This window comes from Tabrizicola sp. T74 (assembly GCF_057219935.1).
The window spans coordinates 226769-246111 of sequence record NZ_JBXVVT010000006.1; the positions used below are offsets into that span (position 1 = coordinate 226769).

General features: G+C 66.7%; 18 protein-coding genes. 13 read left to right on the plus strand and 5 right to left on the minus strand.

Annotated features, from left to right (window positions below; all coding sequences use genetic code 11):
• The first annotated feature begins 19 nt into the window (after nt 1-19).
• The 10 genes from AC2EAL_RS18205 (at nt 20) to lexA (ending at nt 8513) form a co-directional block, all read left to right on the plus strand.
• Nucleotides 20-1213, plus strand: coding sequence for a glycine C-acetyltransferase (locus tag AC2EAL_RS18205; protein WP_484725651.1), 1194 nt, complete (start codon nt 20-22; stop codon nt 1211-1213).
• Nucleotides 1210-1815 carry a class I SAM-dependent methyltransferase gene (locus tag AC2EAL_RS18210; RefSeq protein ID WP_484725652.1) on the plus strand — a complete coding sequence of 202 codons (606 nt, stop codon included), beginning with the start codon at nt 1210-1212 and terminating at the stop codon, nt 1813-1815. The genes AC2EAL_RS18205 and AC2EAL_RS18210 overlap by 4 nt, the downstream gene beginning before the upstream one ends.
• 8 nt (nt 1816-1823) lie before the next feature.
• The gene (gene tdh / locus AC2EAL_RS18215) at nt 1824-2849 is read left to right on the plus strand and encodes an L-threonine 3-dehydrogenase (protein WP_484725805.1); all 1026 of its coding nucleotides are present in this window, start codon (nt 1824-1826) and stop codon (nt 2847-2849) included.
• Between the two features lie 248 nt (nt 2850-3097).
• The gene (locus AC2EAL_RS18220; protein ID WP_484725653.1) at nt 3098-3463 is read left to right on the plus strand and encodes a phosphomannose isomerase type II C-terminal cupin domain; all 366 of its coding nucleotides are present in this window, start codon (nt 3098-3100) and stop codon (nt 3461-3463) included.
• 224 nt (nt 3464-3687) lie between these two features.
• On the plus strand, nt 3688-4275 hold the full coding sequence (locus AC2EAL_RS18225) for an anthranilate synthase component II (RefSeq protein ID WP_484725654.1): 588 nt from the start codon (nt 3688-3690) through the stop codon (nt 4273-4275).
• A complete protein-coding gene (gene trpD, locus AC2EAL_RS18230; protein ID WP_484725655.1) occupies nt 4272-5285 on the plus strand; it encodes an anthranilate phosphoribosyltransferase in 1014 nt (337 codons plus the stop codon). The genes AC2EAL_RS18225 and trpD overlap by 4 nt, the downstream gene beginning before the upstream one ends.
• Nucleotides 5286-5292: 7 nt before the next feature.
• Nucleotides 5293-6105 carry an indole-3-glycerol phosphate synthase TrpC gene (trpC, locus tag AC2EAL_RS18235; protein WP_484725656.1) on the plus strand — a complete coding sequence of 271 codons (813 nt, stop codon included), beginning with the start codon at nt 5293-5295 and terminating at the stop codon, nt 6103-6105.
• Nucleotides 6102-6578, plus strand: coding sequence for a cyclic pyranopterin monophosphate synthase MoaC (gene moaC / locus AC2EAL_RS18240; RefSeq protein ID WP_484725657.1), 477 nt, complete (start codon nt 6102-6104; stop codon nt 6576-6578). The genes trpC and moaC overlap by 4 nt, the downstream gene beginning before the upstream one ends.
• Nucleotides 6578-7747 carry a molybdopterin molybdotransferase MoeA gene (locus AC2EAL_RS18245; RefSeq protein ID WP_484725658.1) on the plus strand — a complete coding sequence of 390 codons (1170 nt, stop codon included), beginning with the start codon at nt 6578-6580 and terminating at the stop codon, nt 7745-7747. Before moaC ends, AC2EAL_RS18245 begins: the two co-directional genes overlap by 1 nt.
• Nucleotides 7748-7826: 79 nt before the next feature.
• A complete protein-coding gene (gene lexA / locus AC2EAL_RS18250) occupies nt 7827-8513 on the plus strand; it encodes a transcriptional repressor LexA (RefSeq protein WP_484725659.1) in 687 nt (228 codons plus the stop codon).
• Here lexA and AC2EAL_RS18255 read toward each other — a convergent pair.
• The gene (locus AC2EAL_RS18255; RefSeq protein ID WP_484725660.1) at nt 8507-10633 is read right to left on the minus strand and encodes a ComEC/Rec2 family competence protein; all 2127 of its coding nucleotides are present in this window, start codon (nt 10631-10633) and stop codon (nt 8507-8509) included. The two genes, lexA and AC2EAL_RS18255, sit on opposite strands and share 7 nt — an antisense overlap.
• Before the next feature lie 65 nt (nt 10634-10698).
• Between AC2EAL_RS18255 and gltX the strand changes: the two genes are divergently transcribed.
• Together gltX and AC2EAL_RS18265 are read left to right on the plus strand one after the other, a co-directional pair.
• Entirely contained in the window at nt 10699-12102 is a 1404-nt protein-coding gene (gene gltX, locus AC2EAL_RS18260) for a glutamate--tRNA ligase (protein WP_484725661.1), read from the plus strand.
• A gap of 97 nt (nt 12103-12199) precedes the next feature.
• Complete coding sequence (locus AC2EAL_RS18265) at nt 12200-13489, plus strand: citrate synthase (protein WP_484725662.1); 1290 nt, start codon at nt 12200-12202, stop codon at nt 13487-13489.
• A 29-nt stretch (nt 13490-13518) separates the two neighbouring features.
• Here the strand turns inward: AC2EAL_RS18265 and aguB are convergent, their stop codons facing one another.
• The 3 genes from aguB to AC2EAL_RS18280 all read right to left on the minus strand — a co-directional run bounded on the left by aguB (nt 13519) and on the right by AC2EAL_RS18280 (nt 16789).
• Nucleotides 13519-14388: an N-carbamoylputrescine amidase gene (aguB, locus tag AC2EAL_RS18270; RefSeq protein WP_484725663.1), complete on the minus strand. Its 870-nt coding sequence runs from the start codon at nt 14386-14388 to the stop codon at nt 13519-13521.
• Between the two features lie 30 nt (nt 14389-14418).
• Nucleotides 14419-15504 (minus strand): DUF2235 domain-containing protein, encoded by a 1086-nt coding sequence (locus AC2EAL_RS18275; RefSeq protein WP_484725806.1) that lies wholly within the window; start codon nt 15502-15504, stop codon nt 14419-14421.
• A gap of 139 nt (nt 15505-15643) precedes the next feature.
• Nucleotides 15644-16789 (minus strand): type III PLP-dependent enzyme, encoded by a 1146-nt coding sequence (locus AC2EAL_RS18280; protein WP_484725664.1) that lies wholly within the window; start codon nt 16787-16789, stop codon nt 15644-15646.
• 215 nt (nt 16790-17004) lie between these two features.
• Here AC2EAL_RS18280 and AC2EAL_RS18285 point away from each other — a divergent pair, with 215 nt between their 5' ends.
• Nucleotides 17005-17436 carry an Lrp/AsnC family transcriptional regulator gene (locus tag AC2EAL_RS18285; protein ID WP_128516412.1) on the plus strand — a complete coding sequence of 144 codons (432 nt, stop codon included), beginning with the start codon at nt 17005-17007 and terminating at the stop codon, nt 17434-17436.
• Between the two features lie 77 nt (nt 17437-17513).
• Here AC2EAL_RS18285 and AC2EAL_RS18290 read toward each other — a convergent pair whose 3' ends face one another.
• Nucleotides 17514-19196: an NAD(P)H-hydrate dehydratase gene (locus AC2EAL_RS18290; RefSeq protein WP_484725665.1), complete on the minus strand. Its 1683-nt coding sequence runs from the start codon at nt 19194-19196 to the stop codon at nt 17514-17516.
• Between the last annotated feature and the right edge of the window lie 147 nt (nt 19197-19343).

The window sequence follows — 19343 nt, forward strand, 5'->3', positions numbered from 1 at the left end:
AACCGGAAAGGGTTCTGCCATGACGGACGCCACAGCCTTCCTTGACCACATCACCGCGACCCTGCAGACCATCGAGGCCGACGGGCTGATGAAACGCGAACGCCTCATCACCGGCGCCCAGGGCGCGCATGTCCAGATGGCCGGGCGGCAGATGCTGAACCTCTGCGCCAACAACTACCTTGGGCTTGCGGACGACCCTCGCCTGATCGCCGCCGCCAAGCAGGCGATGGACGACCACGGCTTCGGTATGGCCTCGGTCCGCTTCATCTGCGGCACCCAGGACCTGCACCGCCGCCTGGAAACCCGCCTCGCCAACTACCTCGGCCACGACGATACGATCCTCTTCGCCGCCTGCTTCGACGCCAACGGCGGGTTATTCGAACCCCTCCTCGGCCCCGAAGACGCCGTCATCTCCGACGCCCTCAACCACGCGAGCATCATCGACGGCATCCGCCTCTGCAAAGCCAAACGCTACCGCTATTCCAACAGCGACATGACCGACCTGGAAGCCCAGCTGAAACAGGCCCGCACGGACGGAGCCCGCTTCATCCTGATCGCCACCGACGGCGTCTTCTCGATGGACGGCTACTACGCCAAACTTCCGGAAATCTGCGCCTTGGCAGACACTTACGGCGCGATGGTCATGGTCGACGACTGCCACGCCACCGGCTTCACCGGCCCGAAGGGCGCAGGCACCCCCGCCCGCGCGGGCGTCACCGTCGACATCCTCACCGGCACCCTCGGCAAGGCCCTCGGCGGCGCTTTGGGCGGCTACATCGCCGGTCCTCAACCCGTCATCGACCTCCTCCGCCAGCGCGCCCGGCCCTACCTCTTCTCCAACGCCCTTCCCCCCGCCGTCGTGGGCGCCGCCCTCGCTGCGCTCGACATCGTCGAACAAGCCGACGACCTCCGCGCCCAACTCACCGCGAACGCTCAATACTGGCGCGCGGGCCTCACCAAGGCAGGCTTCACACTCCTGCCCGGAGACCACCCGATCATCCCCGTCATGCTGGGCGACGCCAAACTCGCCCAGGCCATGGCCGCCGACCTAAACACCCGCAGCGTCCATGTTGCGCCCTTCTTCTTCCCCGTCGTCCCGAAGGGCCAGGCCCGCATCCGCACCCAGATGAACGCGGCGCTCACTCGCGAAGACCTCGACTTCGCGCTGGACGCCTTCACCCAGGCCGGACGCGCCACCGGAGTCCTCAAATGACCCAGGACCCCGCCCTTGCGATCTATGCGGCCAATGCCGGAACGATGGCCCGCCGCTATGACAGCGTCACGACTGAAACAGTCCTCGCCGTGCTTCTTGACCTCATCCCCCCGCCCCCCGCCCCCATCCTCGACATCGGCGCAGGCAGCGGACGCGATACCGCGTGGTTCCAGTCCCGCGGCCATGAGGTAACCGCCGCCGAGCCGGTTGCCGCTTTTCGTGCAATGATCGCCCGACGAGCGCCCGCTGCGACCGTGGTGGACAGCGCCCTGCCCGATCTCGCCAACCTCGTTGGCCAACATGCGCTTATCCTGGTGAACGCCGTCTGGCACCACCTCGACCCCGCCGGTCGAGACGTCGCACTCAGGCGACTGGCCGCCCTCCTGACCCCGGATGGCCGCATCTTCCTGGCTTTGCGGCGCGGCCCGGTTCCCGAAGGCGCGCCCCTGCACGGCCTTGACCCGGACACCGAAATCGCCCGCGCCGCCGCGGCCGGGCTGACGCCGCTCCGCCGCCACGACGCCCCGGCCCATGACCCCGAGACCGCCGCCGCCGGGATCAGCTGGACCTGGCTTGCCCTAGTAAAGGACACCGCAAAATGATCAACGAAATGAAGGTCCTGGCCAAGTCGAAACCCGAACCCGGCCTTTGGATGGAAACCCGGCCCGTGCCGGAAATCGGCCCCGACGATGTCCTCATCAAGATTCACAAGACCGGCATCTGCGGCACCGACATCCATATCTGGAACTGGGACGACTGGGCACAGCGCACCGTCCCCGTCCCCCTCGTCACCGGCCACGAATTCGCAGGAATAATCGTCGACAAGGGCCGCAACGTCGATGGGCTGGAGATCGGCCAGCGCTGCTCGGGCGAGGGCCACCTGATCGGCAAGACCTCGCGCCAAAGCCGCTCTGGCAAGTTCCACCTCGACCCCGAAACCCGCGGCATCGGCGTCAACGAACCGGGCGCCTTCGCGCAATACCTGCGGCTACCGGCCTTCAACGTGGTCCCGCTTCCCGACGCCATCGACGATGAGATCGGCGCGATCCTCGATCCCCTCGGCAACGCCGTCCACACCGCCCTCAGCTTCGACCTGATCGGCGAGGATGTCCTCATCACCGGTGCCGGCCCCATCGGCATTATGGCCGCAGCCGTCGCCCGGCACGTCGGCGCCCGGCACGTCGTCATCACCGACATCAACCAGGCCCGGCTCGACCTTGCCGGACAGGTCGCCGACGTGGTGCCGGTGAACGTCGCCACCACCGACCTCCGCTCCGTCTACCCCGCCCTCAAGATGTCCCAGGGCTTCGATGTCGGGATGGAGATGTCGGGCTCGCAAGCCGCCCTCGACCAGATGGTCGAACACATGGTCATGGGCGGTCGCATCGCCATGCTGGGCATCCCGCCGGGCAAGTCCCCGGTCGACTGGTCAAGGATCGTCTTCAAGGCCATCACCATCAAGGGCGTCTACGGCCGCGAGATCTTCGAGACCTGGTACAAGATGATCGCCATGCTGGAAAACGGCCTCGACATCCGCCGAGTCATCACCCACCGGTTCAAGGTGGGCGAGTTTCAGCAGGGTTTTGCCGCCATGCGTTCCGGTCTATCGGGCAAGGTCGTTCTGGACTGGACCTGAACCAAGAACGGCTTTCTCTTCCTCAAATATCCCCGCCGGAGGCATCCGCCGCCACCACCTTCGCCACGCCTGGGCAAGCGACCCGACGGCACGGCCAGCGCATCCGCTCCCCTTTGCGCGAAGGGGCTCGGGGGTGGGGCAACCGTCCGCCGCTGCCCCCAATATGCCCCGAAATGGCCCCGCCGCGTTAACCCCCCGGTAACCATTTCCCGACGAGGTTCAAAGGGCATCAGACGGGGGCAACAAGCATGGACGGAACACAGCACGCAGGCTTTGCCGAGGCTCGGTCCACCTTCGAAGCCGCCGAACATGTGCCCGCCGCGCCGATCCTGGCTGAGGGCCGTCGGTTCCGCGTCCGCTCGCTGCGGCTGGAACCGGGCCAGGCGACCTCGCTGCAATCCCATCTCCATCGGTCGGAACACTGGGTCGTCGTCGAAGGCACCGCCGAAATCACTACCGGCATCCGCGCACGTTTGGTCGGCGAGGGCGAGGCCGTGCATATCCCCATCGGGCAGTGGCACCGGCTGGAAAACCCCGGCCGCCTGCCCGTAACCCTGATCGCCGTGGAAACCGGCTGCTACCTCGGCGAGGATGACGTGGTGAGCCACGCCTGACGCCTCCTCGCTTCCTTCGGTCGCTCCTCGGTGGTCCCCGCGAAGAGCGACCGAAGGAAGCGATGAGCCGCCGGCATGGCAAAGACCACGTTAACGCCCCCCTCCAACCCCTTGATTTCCCTTGGGCCGCAAAGCCGTCCTGCGTGGACATCGGCCAGGAAACCCCGGTTTACACCGTCCGCCCTATCGGCGATAACCAGCGGGTAGCCGCCTCTGGGAAACCGATGCTCCTCCTGATCGACAACTACGACAGCTTTACCTACAACCTCGTCCACTACCTGGGCGAGCTTGGCGCGGATGTGGTCGTGAAACGGAACGACGCCCTGCAGGTCCAGGACGTGATCGCCATGGCGCCCGAGGTCATCGTCCTCTCCCCCGGCCCCTGCGACCCCGCCGCCGCCGGCATCTGCCTGCCCCTGACCAAGGCCGCCGCGACCGCCGGCATCCCCCTCCTCGGCGTCTGCCTCGGCCACCAGACCATCGGTGAGGCGTTCGGGGGCAAGGTTGTCCGCTGCCACGAGATCGTCCACGGCAAGATGGGCACCATGCACCATTCCGGGAAGGGCGTCTTCCGCGGCCTGCCCTCGCCCTTCCAGGCCACCCGCTATCACAGCCTGGTCGTCGACCGCGCCACCCTGCCCGCCGACCTGGAAGTCACCGCTTGGCTCGAAGACGGCACGATCATGGGACTGCGCCACAAGCACCACCTGATCGAGGGCGTCCAGTTCCACCCGGAGAGCATCGCCTCCGAACACGGCCACCAGCTCCTCCGCAACTTCCTCGACGAAGCCCGCGCGCAGGTCCCGGCATGAGCGACGTCCTGAAGCCCCTGATCGGTACCGCCGCCAACCGCCCGCTGACCCGCCAGGAGGCGGAAGCCGCCTTCAACGCGCTGTTCGAAGGCCAGGGCACCCCGGCCCAGATGGGCGGCTTCCTGATGGCGCTGCGCACCCGGGGCGAGACGGTGGACGAATACGCCGCCGCCGCCAGCGTGATGCGGTCGAAATGCAACGCCGTGAAGGCCCCCGCGGGGGCGATGGACATCGTCGGGACGGGGGGCGATGGCAAGGGGACACTCAACATCTCCACCGCGACCGCCTTCGTCGTAGCCGGTGCGGGCGTGACCGTCGCCAAGCACGGCAACCGCAATCTGTCGTCGAAATCCGGTGCGGCGGATGCGCTGACGGAACTTGGCCTCAACGTCATGGTCGGCCCCGAGATCGTGGAGAAATGCCTGGCCGAGGCCGGGATCGGCTTCATGATGGCCCCGATGCACCATCCCGCGATCCGCCACGTGATGCCGGTCCGCGCGGAACTGGGCACCCGCACGATCTTCAACATCCTCGGCCCCCTGACCAACCCCGCCGGTGTGAAACGCCAGCTGACCGGAGCCTTCTCCGACGCGCTGATCCGCCCGATGGCCGAGACGCTCCTCGCCCTGGGCTCCGAAAAAGCCTGGCTCGTCCACGGTTCCGATGGCACCGACGAGATCACCATCTGCGGCGCGACCTCCGTCTCTGCTGTCGAAGACGGCGCCGTGCGGGACTTCACCGTCCACCCCGAGGACGCCGGCCTTGCCCCCCACCCGTTCGAGGCGATCCTCGGCGGCACCCCGTCCGAGAACGCCCAGGCCTTCCGCGCCCTCCTCGACGGCGCGCCCGGGGCCTACCGCGATGCGGTCCTTCTCAATGCCGCCGCCGCGCTGGTCGTCGCCGACAAGGCGGGAACCCTGACCGATGGCGTGGAGTTGGCCAGAGCGTCCATCGACTCGGGCGCGGCGAAAGCCAAGGTCGATGCCCTCCGCCGACTGACGAATGCCTGAGGCCCCCATGTCCACCGTCCTGAACCGCATCAAGGCCTACAAGCTGGAGGAAGTGGCCAAGGCCAAGGCCACCGTGCCGCTCTCCGACCTTGAGGCCGCCGCCAAATCCGCCGCCCCGCCGCGCGGCTTTGCCCGGGCGCTCCGCGAAGCAACGCTGACCGGCTACGGCCTGATCGCCGAGATCAAGAAGGCCAGCCCCTCCAAGGGCTTGATCCGCCCGGACTTCGACCCGCCGACCCTCGCCCGCGCCTACGAGGCCGGGGGTGCGACCTGCCTCTCCGTCCTGACCGACGCGCCGTCCTTCCAGGGGGCCGACGAATACCTCGTCGCCGCCCATGACGCCGTCTCGCTCCCCTGCCTGCGCAAGGATTTCCTCTACGACACCTACCAAGTCACCCAATCCCGCGCGCTGAACGCCGACTGCATCTTGATCATCATGGCCTCGCTGGACGATGCCCAGGCGCATGAGTTGGAAGCCGCCGCGATGGCACTTGGGATGGACGTGCTGATCGAAGTGCACGACGAGGCAGAGCTTGACCGAGCGGCCCTGCTGAAATCCCCGCTGATCGGGATCAACAACCGCAACCTCCACACCTTCGAGGTGACGCTCGATACCACCCGTCGTCTGGCCCGCCGCGTGCCCGAGGACCGGATGATCGTCGCCGAAAGCGGGCTCTTCACCCCCGACGACCTCGCCGATCTCGCCCAATACGGCGCGCGCTGCTTCCTGATCGGGGAAAGCCTGATGCGGCAAGCGGACGTGACTGCTGCAACCCGCGCGATCCTGGCGAAACCCCTGACCGCGCAGGGCGGGCTGTGAGCGGGCTCTCCCATTTCGACGACCGGGGCCAGGCACATATGGTCGATGTTTCGGGCAAGCCCGTGACCGACCGGGTCGCCGTGGCCGTGGGCGCCGTGCGGATGACGGCCGAGACGCTGGCACTGATCACCGAAGGTCGAGCCAAGAAGGGCGACGTGCTGTCCGTTGCCCGCCTGGCCGGGATCATGGCGGCGAAAAAGACTGCTGACCTGATCCCGCTCTGCCACCCCCTGCCCATCACCAAGGTCGCGCTGGAGCTGACCGCTGACCCTTCCCTTCCCGGCGTCAGGATCGAGGCCACCGTCAAGACTTCGGGCCAGACCGGGGTGGAGATGGAGGCGCTAACGGCCGTCTCGGTCGCGGCGCTGACGGTCTATGACATGGTCAAGGCGGTGGAGAAGTCGATGGTGATCGACGGCATCCGGCTGATCCTGAAAGACGGCGGGAAATCAGGCCGTTACGAGGCGGTCTGATGATTACGGTTGAAGAGGCACTGACCCGATGCCTCGCGCTTGTCGCGCCGCTGACGTCCGAAACCGTTCCCCTGGCCGAGGCTGCTGGGCGCTGGATGTCCGCGCCAGCCGTGGCGCAGCGCGACCAGCCCCCGTTCCCGGCCTCGGCAATGGACGGCTACGCGGTGCAAGGAAACCCCGGGCCGGACGACAACTTCCTCGTCATCGGCGAGGCGGGTGCGGGACATGCGTTCGACGGCAAGGTCGGCCCCGGCCAGGCGGTCCGCATCTTCACCGGTGCGCCGGTGCCCGAAGGCGCGACGCGGGTCATCATCCAGGAGGATGTGGTCCGGCTGGACGACCGGATCCTCTTGAAGGAAGGCCTCGACACCGCGACCCACATCCGCCCGCAAGGCCAGGATTTCCGCGCCGGGGACAGCATCTCGCCCCGCCGCCTGCGCCCGAATGACCTGGCGCTGCTGGCCGCGATGAACATCCCCGCCGTGCAGGCCACCCGCAAACCCGTGGTCGCGATCATCGCCACCGGGGACGAGTTGGTGATGCCGGGCGAAGACCCGCGCCCCGACCAGATCATCGCCTCGAACAGCTTTGCCCTGAAGGCGATGGTCGAGGCTGCGGGCGGGCATGCGCGGCTCCTCCCGATCGCACGGGACAATGAGGCCGAACTGCTGACTGTCCTAGGCCTTACCGAGGGCGCCGACCTGATCGTCACTATCGGCGGAGCGTCCGTCGGGGACCACGACCTGGTGGGCAAGGTGGCGGGGCTGGAGCATGCGTTCTGGAAGCTTGCCCTCCGCCCCGGCAAACCGCTGATGGCGGGCCGGCTGAACGGCGTGCCGATGCTGGGCCTGCCCGGCAACCCGGTCAGTGCCATCGTCTGCGGCCACCTGTTCCTTCTGCCGATGGTGCGCGCGATGCTGGGCGACCCCTCGCCCCTGCCGCAGGCGCGCAAGGCTCGCCTGACCACCGATCTGCCCCCGAACGGACCCCGCGCCCATTACATGCGGGCGCGGCTGACCCAGGCCGACGGGCTGCCCGACATAGCACCGTTCGACCGGCAGGACTCGGCCCTTCTGTCGATCCTCGGCCAGGCTGATGCCCTGCTGATCCGCCCCATCGACGCCCCCGCCTGTCACGCCGGAGACACGGTTTCCTATCTGCCGCTTTAACGGTTTGTGGATAAGTCTTGACACAAACCAAGAACACGGGCAGAACATTGTGTTAACACACGCTGTTGGGGCCTGGGCAATGCTGACACGCAAGCAGTTGGAACTTCTCGACTTCATCAAGACGCGGATGGACCGCGACGGGGTGCCGCCGTCCTTCGACGAGATGAAGGATGCGCTGGACCTGCGGTCGAAGTCGGGGATCCACCGGCTGATCACCGCGCTGGAGGAACGCGGCTTCATCCGCCGCCTGGCCCACCGGGCCCGCGCGCTGGAGATCGTGAAGCTGCCCGAGGCGATGGAGAAACCCGGCTTCAGTCCCAAGGTCATCGAGGGCGACAAGGTCGACCCGCCGCGTGGCGCGATGCCGATCTCTACGGTCCATGCGATGGAACTGCCCGTCATGGGCCGCATCGCCGCCGGTGTGCCGATCGAGGCGATTTCCGAAGTCTCGCACCACGTTGCCGTCCCTGGGTCGATGCTTTCCGGCAAGGGCCAGCACTATGCCCTTGAAGTCAAAGGCGATTCCATGATCGAGGCCGGGATCAACGATGGCGACATCGTGGTGATCCGCGAACAGACGACGGCCGAGAACGGCGACATCGTCGTGGCCCTGGTCGAGGATCACGAGGCGACGCTGAAACGCTATCGCCGTCGCGGCAACATGATCGCGCTGGAAGCCGCGAACCCGGCCTATGAGACGCGGGTTTTCCCGGACCATCTGGTCAAGGTGCAGGGCCGCCTTGTGGGCCTGATCCGCAGCTACTGACGCGCCAGCGCGACCGGTTCTGCGCTCAGGTCCGGCAACACGACCGGCGTGACTGGCGGCGACCAGAGCCGCGTCGCGCCCTTGGTCGGCTGGATCTGCAGGCCCTCGCTCGTGTGCCAGATCGCCAGCGGTCCGGTCTCTGCCAGCACCTTGGCGTCGATCAGGCCGCAGCCTTCCGGCACGCTTTCGGCGGTGTCGCTGAAGATGACCAGAGACGCGCCCGCGCAGGCCGCTGTCAGTTTCTCAGCCGCGCCTTTCCCGCCCAGCACCACGCCGCGCTGTCCGGCGATTTCGAACCAGCGCTCCCCACGCGGGCCTTCGAACCCATCCCGTTCCGCCGCCACCGCCTGTTCGGCCAGGTCACCATCGTTCTGCAGCCAATTCTCGGCCGCGAACCCGCCGCCCTTGGCCGCAGATAGCGCCCTCCCATCTTCCCCAGCCAGCCCCACCAGCTTGCCGTCGCCCGAGATGAGCAGAACGGGCCGGTCGGCCATCCCCCATAACAGGAAGGCACCCACGACCGGCGCCAGGCCCGCCCATTGCACCCGCCCGCGCCAGAGGATCAGCCACAAGGCGCCCAGCGTGAACAGCGGCAGGACCCAAGGCCCCGGCGCCGGGATCGCGGTGACCGAGCCTTCCAGACCCGCAATCCAATGCGCCACGAACAGGATCCAGCGCGCGCCCTGCTCCATCACCCACAGCGGCAGCGCCGCCAGCCCCACAGGGGCGAGAAGAGCCGCCACCGCGCCCGCAGGCATGATGATCGCCCCCATGATCGGCACGGTCAGGACGTTGGCCAGGAGGCCATAGTCGGTGAACCGGTTGAAATGTGCCGCCGCATAAGGCGCGGTCGCAAATCCGCCGATGACCGAGCTCAGGACCAGCGTAAAGACCGGCATCAGCCAGCGCGGCAATCGTTGCCGATAGACGCTGCCATCCAGCGCCGCAAAGCCCACGATCAGCGCGATGGTGGCGGCAAAGGACATCTGGAAGCCGGGGTTCAGCATGCTTTCCGGCTGGACCAGCAAGAGGATAGCCCCGGCGATTGCGACTGACCGCAGCGTCAGTGCGCGTCGGTCCAGAAGGATCGCGCCCAGAAAGACCGAGATCATGATGAATGCACGCACGGTCGCCACGTTGGCCCCGGACAAGAGAAGGTAGAACAACGCCACGCCCAGGCTGATGACCGCAGCCACTTTCTTGGTGTTCACCCGCAGGGCGACGAAAGGGATCAGCGCCAGGCCGTAGCGGAACAACGCAAAGACGAAACCAGTCAGGAACGCCATGTTCATCCCCGAAATCGCCAGCAGATGCGCCAGCGACGAATCCCGCAGCGCCGCGACGGTGTCTTCGGTGATGGCCGAACGGTCCCCGGTCATCGCCCCGGCCGCGAAGGCACCCGCCTGCCCGTCCATATGCGCCAGCATGCCCTGGGTCAGGTGCGTACGCAGACGGTCGATGGGCAGGGCACCGTCCTCCGGCTCCTCCAAAAGAAGAACCGGGGTCCGCGTATAGCCGACCGCGCCCAGCCGGTCGAAGAACGCCATGCGGCGGAAGTCGAAGCCCCCGGGCTCCACCGGCCCGTCCGGCGCGGCGAGCGAGGCGGTCAGGATCACCACCTGTCCCGGCGCCGGATCGAGCCAGGGCTGTTCACCGTGCAGCGACACCCGCACCCTTAACGGCGTTCGGTCGGGGGCCACCTCGCGCAGGACGACGCGGTCCAGGGTCAGGCGCAGGGCGTCGGATTGCGAGCGGTCGATGCCGACGACCCTGCCCTCGACCGGGCCGTAGTAGCGGAACTCCAGCATCGGCGCGGCCACCCAATGCACCCGAACCCCGGCGGCCAGCCAGCCCGCTGCCAGCGCCGCAGCCGCCAGTGCCAGGGGGCGTGCCAGCGAGTCCCCGCGCCAGGCAAAGCCACCGCCCGCCAGCAGCACCAGGGCGGCCAGTGCATAGCTGCCCGGCCCGGGTTCCTGCTGCATGGAAAACCATGCGCCGATCCCGCAGCCGATCAGCACGGTAATCCAGGGAAACAGCGTGCCACGCGCAGTCTGCAGCGCCTCAAGCGGCCAGAGCAGCCATCGTGAGAGCAAGCCCGTCGGCCCCACCTTGTTTCCCATCCCGCGATTGCCTAAACCCGCCGCAACCCTACGCCTCGCATGGTTTCCGAAAGGTTAACGCCGTCATGTCCGCACCCGTCGTCACCCGCTTCGCGCCCTCGCCCACGGGGTATCTGCACATCGGCGGCGGGCGCACGGCGCTGTTCAACTGGCTCTATGCCCGTGGGCGGGGCGGCAAGTTCCTGTTGCGGATTGAGGACACCGATCGCGAACGGTCGACCCCCGAGGCCACCGCCGCCATCCTGCGCGGCCTCACCTGGCTGGGTCTCGACTGGGACGGCGAGGTCGTCAGCCAGTTCGAACGCCGCGACCGCCATGCCGAGGTCGCGCGCGAGATGCTGGCGCGCGGAACGGCCTACAAGTGCTTTTCCACCAAGGAAGAAATCGAAGCCTACCGCTCCGTGCGCGAGGCGGAGGGTGCCAGCTACGCAGTCTTCCAAAGCCCCTGGCGCGATGCCGATCCCGCGACCTACCCGGACGCGCCCTATGCCATCCGCATGAAGGCCCCCCGCACGGGTGAGACGATCATCGAGGACCAGGTCCAGGGCCGCGTGGTCATCAAGAACGAGACGCTGGACGACATGATCGTCCTGCGGTCCGACGGGACGCCGGTCTACATGCTGGCCGTGGTGGTCGATGACCACGACATGGGCGTGACCCACGTGATCCGCGGCGACGACCACCTGAACAACGCCGCGCGTCAGCAGATGGTCTATGACGCGATGGGCTGGACCGTGCCGGTCTGGGCCCACATCCCGCTGATCCACGGGCCGGACGGCAAGAAGCTGTCGAAACGCCACGGCGCGACGGGGGTCGAGGAATACCAGGCGATGGGCTACCCGGCCGCCGGAATGCGCAACTACCTGACGCGGCTTGGCTGGGCGCATGGCGATGCCGAGATCTTCACGTCCGAAGAGGCGATGAAATGGTTCGACTTGTCCGGAATTGGCCGGGCGCCGGCGCGGCTCGACTTCAAGAAGCTCGAGAACACCTGCGGCCACCACATGGCGATGGCCGAGGATGCTGCACTGCTGCATGAGCTGCAGGCTTTCCTGACCGCCTCGGGGCGCACGGCGCTGACCCCCGTCCAGGAAACGCGGATGCAGGCAGCTCTGCCTTTCCTCAAGAAATCTGCGAAGACCTTCCCGGAACTCATGGAAAAGGCAGAATTTTTGCTGGTTGATCGCCCCATCGCACCAGACACAAAGGCCAAGGAGGCGCTTGATACGGTATCCCGTGGTATACTGAAATCATTGACGCCGCGCCTGCAAAATGCTAGCTGGACGAAGGAGGCGCTGGAGCCCATCCTGACCGGGATCGCCGAGGAGAACGGCATCGGGTTCGGCAAGCTTGCAGCCCCCCTCAGGGCCGCGATTGCGGGCCGGACTGTTACACCTTCGGTTTACGACATGATGCTAACCATCGGTCGGGAAGAAACCGTCGCCAGGCTGTCGGACGCCGCCGCATAAGGCCCGCCCCCCGGCCTTGAACCCACCCCCGCCGGGGTGCAGGATAGCCAATGGCCGCCCCCCTGCGCGGGGACGACCGCCATGACCGGGGAGAACCATGTCGGACACTGTCGCCAAGCTTTCACTGAACGGGAACACCTACGAGCTTCCCGTGCACAAACCCACTCTCGGCCCCGATGTGCTGGACATCCGCAAGCTCTATGGCGAGGCGGACGTGTTCACCTTCGACCCGGGCTTCACCTCGACCGCGGCCTGCGAAAGCGCCATCACCTACATCGACGGGGACGTGGGAGAGCTTCTGTATCGCGGCTATCCCATTGAACAACTTGCGGAAAAATCGACGCATCTCGAGGTCTGCTATCTCCTCCTCTACGGCGAACTGCCGACCGCCGACCAGCTGGCCGATTTCACGAACCGCGTGACCAAGCACACGATGGTGCATGAACAGATGCACTATTTCTTCCGGGGCTTCCGGCGTGACGCGCATCCGATGGCGACGATGGTGGGTGTGGTAGGCGCAATGGCGGCCTTCTACCACGACTCGACCGACATCAACGACCCCTGGCAGCGCGAGGTCGCCGCGATCCGCATGGTCGCGAAACTGCCGACCATTGCCGCGATGGCCTACAAGTATTCGGTCGGCCAGCCCTTCGTGTACCCGAAGAACGCCCTCAGCTACGCGGGCAACTTCCTCCACATGTGCTTCGCCGTCCCGGCCGAGGACTATGTGGTCAACCCGATCCTGGAAAAGGCGATGGACCGCATCATGATGCTCCACGCCGACCACGAGCAGAACGCCTCGACATCGACGGTGCGTCTGGCCGGATCTTCGGGCGCGAACCCGTTTGCCTGCATCGCCGCCGGCATCGCTTGCCTCTGGGGGCCCGCGCATGGCGGGGCGAACCAGGCCTGCCTGGAAATGCTGAAGGAAATCGGCACTGTCGACCGCATTCCGGAATTCATCGCCAAGGCCAAGGACAAGAACTCGGGCTTCCGCCTGATGGGCTTCGGCCACCGGGTCTACAAGAACTTCGACCCGCGCGCGAAGGTGATGAAGGAGAGCGCAGACGAGGTGCTTGAGCTTCTGGGCGTCCACAACAACCCGCTCCTCCAGGTCGCCAAGGAGCTGGAGCGGATCGCGCTGGAAGACGACTACTTCATCTCGAAGAAGCTCTACCCCAACGTCGACTTCTACTCCGGCATCATCCTCGAGGCGATGGGCTTCCCCACCGCCATGTTCACGCCGATCTTCGCGATCAGCCGGACCGTGGGCTGGATCAGCCAGTGGAAAGAGATGATCGGCGAGAAGAACCAGAAGATCGGCCGCCCGCGCCAGCTGTACATCGGCCCGCAAAAGCGCGACTACGTCGACCTGCGGCACCGCTGAACGATGGGAGGGTGGGCAGACTGCCCACCCTACTTCCCGTCCAGAGTCGCCACCGCCCGGTAAAGCTCCACCCGCCGGTCGCGGAAGAGGCCCCAGCTGGCCCTGAGGGCCGCGATGGCATCAAGGTCGAACTGGTGCACCAGCACGCCCTCGGTCTGCCGATCCGCCTTGGCAACCAGCGTCCCCGTATGGTCGGCGATGAAGCTTGACCCGTAGAACGTCACCTCTCGGCCATCCGGAGCGACCTCGGTCCCGATCCGGTTCGAGGCCACCACCGGCACGATGTTCGCCGCCGCATGGCCGCGCTGGACCATCTCCCAATGCGGCTGGCTGTCGTAGTCCGGTGCGGGGGGTTCTGACCCGATGGCCGTGGGGTACAAAAGCACCTCCGCCCCCTGCAAAGCCATCGACCGCGCGCATTCCGGGAACCACTGGTCCCAGCAGATGCCGACGCCGATGCGCCCGAAGGCCGTCTCCCAGACCCGAAAGCCGGTGTCGCCGGGCGAGAAATAGTACTTCTCCTCGTAGCCAGGCCCTTGCGGAATATGGCTTTTCCGGTAGATGCCCAGCACCGTCCCATCCGCATCGACCATCGCGACCGAGTTGAAGAAAGCCTGCCCAGACTTCTCAAAGAAGCTGACCGGGACCACCACGCCGAGCTCTTTCGCCAGGTTTGCGAAGCGGGCGACGAGCGGGTGACCCTCAATTGGCTGGGCCAGATCGAAATACTTCGGATGCTGCTCAATGCAAAAGTAAGGCGCCGCGAACAGCTCCTGGATCAGCACCACCTGCGCGCCCTGCCCCGCCGCCTGCCGCACCAAAGCCTCGGCGCGGTCGGCATTCATGGGCAGGTCCCAGGAACAGGCGAACTGGGTGGCGGCGACGGTGATCGGTCTCATGGGCGGGCCTCGGGCGATTTGGCCCAGACCTTACGTCTCTGGTGGCGCGGCGTGTAGCCCGATTCCGACGGCCTGCGGCCAGCGTCCGCCCGCCGCTGCCACTGCCGTCGGGTGCAGCCGTTCGGATCGGTCGCGCCCCACTACCCGGCGACGCCGCATCAGGAACCACTTGCCCCAGCTGCGCCAGGTCCCAACCATCGGCGCCCCGGCGTCGCAGGGATAGCGTGCCCGCCAGCCCTCGGGCAGGGCCAGCCCCAGGGCCTCGGTCCGGTCCAGCATCCAGACCAGCGGGATGTTGGCCAGGGGCCGCGCGGGTTCAAAATCGCCCAACTGGCCGCCGACATCGCCATGCGCGCCGCGGAACCAGACCTGTTCGACGTTGCCTTCCCACCCCTCCGGGCAGTCCCACAGGACCGGCGCAAAGGCCTCGCGCGTCTCGTCGAGCGCCAGCGCGTGATAACCGTGCCGGATCGACGACCCGAGGTGGTGGTTGTGGAACCCGTGCCGGTCGCTGGCGAACATCCAGAAGAACGGCAGCCGGATGCCCAGCGCCTTCACGGTGTCGAAGACGCCGACCATCTCGATCGGGGCCTCCGGATGGCAGAACCGCCGCGTAAAGGCCTGTGCCGCCTGACTTTGTCCCGCCCGCTCATAATGCCGCCAGGCCAGCCGCACCGCCCGTTCGGTGGCATGGTCCCGCCGCAAAAGCCCCACCCGGTCGATCACGCCCGCCAACGAGCGCACCGCATAGGCCCCGCGGGAATAGCCCAAGAGGAAGATCCGGTCCCCCTCACGATACCCGCTTGCCAGCCAGCCATAGGCCCGCTGGATCTGCGGCGCGGTGCCCCGGCCTTCCAAAAGCGCGATGCCGCGCAACCAGCCTTCCCACTGCATCCCCGGCTCATAGTAAAGCCGCCGGTTGGCGTGGTGACCCATCCCCTTCAACAGCTGGAAGATCAGCCCGGCGTTGCTTTCCTGCCCCGGTTCCAGGCTCGACATCGTGCCGTCCAGGATCACCACATGGTCGACCACCCCGCGCACCCGACCCGGAGGCGGCGCTGGCTCAACCTCAGGCTCAACGTCCCGACGGAAAAAGCTGCGAAGGCGGTCGAACAGGCGCGTGGCGGGTCTCCTTCAAAGGGGCGCTTGCGGTATCATCCGGCAGCGCGGGTTAAGGTTCCCTTGACCGCAATGCTAAACGCCCGGCGGAACATGTCCAGCCGGGCGTCGGGATTTCACGAGGAGTTTCAAACAGTCAGAGCTTGAGGCTGAGGACCGTTGCCATCTGCAGCTCACCAAAGCCGTTGAAGCGGGTGTTGGTGACGGTCGAATAGGACCCCATGCCCTGCCAGATGACGAAGTCGCCTTCGGCGAGGTCCGACGGCAGCGGGATTTCCCCCGGCAGCCGGTCAACCGAGTCGCAGGTCGGGCCAAAGACGATGCGCGGCTGCGCTTCACCCGTGCGCTTTTCGCCCGTGGGGGCCAGCACCTCGATCCGGTCGATCACGCCGATCATCGGCAGTTCGGTGAGCGAGCCATAGACGCCATCGTTCAGGAACACATGCGTCCCGTCCCGCAGCGCCTTGACGCGGGCCGCCAGAGCGAAAGCGTCACCGCAGAGCGCGCGGCCCGGCTCGCAGATCAACGCGGGGCGGTCGGCGCCGAAGGCCTCGGTCGTGACGCGGTCGATCAGCTGGAAGGTTTCCTCCAGTTGCGGCACAACGGCCTGCAGGCGGTGGTTCGGGAAGCCGCCGCCCACGTTCAGCCGCGCGATCTTGACGCCCGCGCCCTTGGCGATGTTCGCCGCCTCGCGGATGTAAGCCTCCCAGGCGTGCGGGTCGGTGCACTGGGTGCCCGGGTGGAAGGTGATCGACGGGATATAGCCCGCATCGGCCACGGTCTTCAGAAGCTCCGTCGCCAGTTCCACCGTCGCGCCGAACTTGGCGCCGAAGTTGTAGGCCGCACCCGCCACCGGCAGCTTGAAGCGGACGCTGATCTCGGTGCCCTGCACGGGGACCATCTCGATCAGCTTGGCCAGCTCCGACTTCGAATCGACGCTGTAGGACTTCACGCCGCGTTCCACCGCATAGGCGATCTCATGCCGTGCGCGGACCGGGTTGTTGTAGTGGATCGCCGCGTCAGGCGCCAAACGGCGGATCAGATCGATCTCGAAGGGCGAGGCGCAGTCAAAGCCGCGCACGCCCGCTGCGGCCAGGTTCTCCACCATCGCCTCGCCGGGGTTCGACTTGACGGCATAGGTCACCAGACCCGGGAAGCCGTCGATGAACCGGCGCGCCGCCGCTTGGGCCGCGGACGGAGCGAAGAACAGAACCGGGTTTTCCGGCTGCTCTTTCTTCAGAAAATCAGTGGGGTTAGACCAGATTGTCTTGGAGAGTCCCATCGGCGTATTTCCCTTTGCCAACAAGACGCTTCGCCCTTCCCCGTGCAGCAATGGGACCGGGCACCAGCGTGGTTTCAAGTGAACCAGGCCAGGTGCGTATGAGCCGCCCTTTTCCTGCAATCGAGGATGCCGGATATGTGTTACAACTTCACCGAACAAAACTATATAAATGCGCGGTTTCGTCGTTATAATGACGAAAAAGGACGGCAGATTGCATGGACGAACTGGATCGCAACATCATCGGGCTGCTCTCCGCCGACGCGCGGGTTTCGGTGGCGACCCTCTCGCGCCGGTTGAAGGTGGCGCGGTCGACGATCCAGGCCCGGCTTGAGCGGCTGGAGACCTCGGGCGTCATCGCCGGCTACACGCTGAAACTGGGGGAGGCCGCGCGGGAGGGGCGGCTTCGGGCCTCGGTCCTCTTGACCATCGAACCCCGCTCGCAAGCCGCCGTCCTGGCCCGGCTGAAGTCGATTGCCGAGATCGAGAGGGTCTTCACCACCTCCGGTCGCTTCGACTTTCTGGTGCAGGTCGCCTGCCCCAACACCCAGGTGCTTGATTCGGTGCTGGACCAGATCGGCGCGATGACGGGGGTCCGGGCGTCGGAGAGCCTGATCCACCTGTCGACCAAGATCGACCGGGCGGTGTGACCGTGCGGTGCGCCATAAATGCGCACCCTACGGGCGGTGCGTAGGGTGCGCATTCATGGCGCACCATTCCTTCGCACCTACAACCCGAGCGCCCGGAACACCTTCGGCAGTTCCTCGGGCAGGTCCTCGGCAATCAGCCCCGGCCCGAACGACAGCGCGCATTCCACATGCAGCCAGGCCCCCGTGCAGGCGGCGTCGAACGGGCAGAACCCGCGCGCCAGAAGCCCAGTGATGAACCCCGCCAGCACATCCCCTGACCCTGCCGTGGCCAGCCACGGCGCCGCCCGTTCGTAATGCGCCGAGTTGATCGCGCAGCGACCCGAGGGGTCGGCGATCACCGTGTCGGGGCCTTTGTATAGGACCACACAGCCCGCCCGCTTTGCAGCCTCTCGCGTGGCGTCGACCTTGGAATAGGCGGGGCCTTTGGTGGCGGGGGCCGCGAGTTTCTCGGCGATGTCGGGGAAGAGGCGGGCGAACTCCCCGGCATGGGGGGTCAGGACGCATCCCTCGTGCAGGGCGGCGAAGAGATCGGGGTTTTGCGAGAGGATCGTCAGGGCGTCGGCATCGAGGACGACGGACCGCCGGGGCACGCCCCGGCCTAAATCGCCCGGAGGTCGGGGCCTGCCCCGACTCTCCAGAGCCACCGCCACCACCTCCCGCCCCCGCGCATCGAGCCCCAACCCCGGCCCCACGCACAGCGCATTGATCCGCCCATCCCCAAGCGTCTCCTCCAGCGCCAGCCCATCCGCCACCCCCCGCAGCATCACCGCATCCAGCCGCGCGGCGTTCTCCGGGATGGCGTCCAAGGGACACCCCACCGTCACCACCCCCGCCCCGATCCGCAAAGCCCCCCGAGCCGCCAAGCGCGCCGCCCCGCCGCGACCGGAGGGGCCGGAGAGGATGAGGGCGTGGCCGTGGGAGTATTTGTGGCCTTGTTGCTTCGGGTGGATAGCAAAGTACAAGATCGACGTGTTCCGCGTGTCCTCAACCAGCTTCTCACGGCAAACAAGCTGCTGGCGCGCTGGACGGATTATCATATGGCGTGGATTGCCTGTCGGTCCGGGCTGACGCTCGCGCCAGCGACGCACGCCAATGTCCGCGATGCGAACGCGCCCGCAGCACTCTGGACCGTCGGCAACAAAGTGTCCGACCTTGGGGCTGTCAAACGTCACGGTCATTGCGGCCTGAGGTCGTGCCCAACCACCAATCAGCATCCTTCCGCTGTCGAGGCACAGCCCCGAAGGCGCATCTACGGCGACGAGCCTTTGGTAGCTGTCCCCACCGTAGCCGCCGAGATGCCGAAGCAGACTTTCCAGGTCACCCTCCGGCGGACGCGTAAGGCCGGTTCCGAAGATCGCATCTACGTAGAGGTCTGCATAGGCGTTGCCATAAACCGGATGGCGCGCTCGGAATGCCTTTTCGGTCAGCGCCTTCACCTCCCCCATCCCCACCCACCGCTCATAATTCACCCGCGCGTCCGGCGGCAGGCGCTCCGGCTCGCCGTAGAGGAAGACATCCACCTCCCAGCCCCACTCCCTGAGCAGCCGCGCCACGACGAACCCGTCGCCGCCGTTGTTGCCCGGCCCGCAGAGGACCACCGCCCGGTGCGAGGTGGCCTTCAGCTCTGGCCATTCCTCGAAGATCGCTTCGACCACGCCCTTTCCTGCACGTTCCATCAGCTCCAGGCCCGTGACCTCGCCCGAGGCAATCGCCGCCTGTTCGATGGCCCGCATCTGCGCGGCGGTCAGGAGTTCGGTCATTCTTCGCGCACCCAAGTTTTCAATCTGCCCACCCAACAGGCGCATTGCATAAATTTTAGGCAGCATCCCAGGAATCCCCCGGCGCAACCGCTGAAGCAAACCCTGTCACATTGCCCCTCCACAGGGGAAGTGGTGAGAGGGGCAAGG

What these genes read in the sequence shown, in the direction of transcription:
- AC2EAL_RS18205 (WP_484725651.1), top strand. Translation starts at nt 20, where the DNA reads ATGACGGACGCCACAGCCTTCCTTGACCACATCACCGCGACCCTGCAG.
- aguB (WP_484725663.1), bottom strand. Translation starts at nt 14,388, where the DNA reads ATGAGACCGATCACCGTCGCCGCCACCCAGTTCGCCTGTTCCTGGGAC.
- trpD (WP_484725655.1), top strand. Translation starts at nt 4,272, where the DNA reads ATGAGCGACGTCCTGAAGCCCCTGATCGGTACCGCCGCCAACCGCCCG.
- lexA (WP_484725659.1), top strand. Translation starts at nt 7,827, where the DNA reads ATGCTGACACGCAAGCAGTTGGAACTTCTCGACTTCATCAAGACGCGG.
- AC2EAL_RS18220 (WP_484725653.1), top strand. Translation starts at nt 3,098, where the DNA reads ATGGACGGAACACAGCACGCAGGCTTTGCCGAGGCTCGGTCCACCTTC.
- AC2EAL_RS18285 (WP_128516412.1), top strand. Translation starts at nt 17,005, where the DNA reads ATGGACGAACTGGATCGCAACATCATCGGGCTGCTCTCCGCCGACGCG.
- tdh (WP_484725805.1), top strand. Translation starts at nt 1,824, where the DNA reads ATGAAGGTCCTGGCCAAGTCGAAACCCGAACCCGGCCTTTGGATGGAA.
- AC2EAL_RS18265 (WP_484725662.1), top strand. Translation starts at nt 12,200, where the DNA reads ATGTCGGACACTGTCGCCAAGCTTTCACTGAACGGGAACACCTACGAG.
- trpC (WP_484725656.1), top strand. Translation starts at nt 5,293, where the DNA reads ATGTCCACCGTCCTGAACCGCATCAAGGCCTACAAGCTGGAGGAAGTG.
- AC2EAL_RS18290 (WP_484725665.1), bottom strand. Translation starts at nt 19,196, where the DNA reads ATGACCGAACTCCTGACCGCCGCGCAGATGCGGGCCATCGAACAGGCG.
- gltX (WP_484725661.1), top strand. Translation starts at nt 10,699, where the DNA reads ATGTCCGCACCCGTCGTCACCCGCTTCGCGCCCTCGCCCACGGGGTAT.
- AC2EAL_RS18255 (WP_484725660.1), bottom strand. Translation starts at nt 10,633, where the DNA reads ATGGGAAACAAGGTGGGGCCGACGGGCTTGCTCTCACGATGGCTGCTC.
- AC2EAL_RS18245 (WP_484725658.1), top strand. Translation starts at nt 6,578, where the DNA reads ATGATTACGGTTGAAGAGGCACTGACCCGATGCCTCGCGCTTGTCGCG.
- AC2EAL_RS18225 (WP_484725654.1), top strand. Translation starts at nt 3,688, where the DNA reads ATGCTCCTCCTGATCGACAACTACGACAGCTTTACCTACAACCTCGTC.
- AC2EAL_RS18280 (WP_484725664.1), bottom strand. Translation starts at nt 16,789, where the DNA reads ATGGGACTCTCCAAGACAATCTGGTCTAACCCCACTGATTTTCTGAAG.
- AC2EAL_RS18210 (WP_484725652.1), top strand. Translation starts at nt 1,210, where the DNA reads ATGACCCAGGACCCCGCCCTTGCGATCTATGCGGCCAATGCCGGAACG.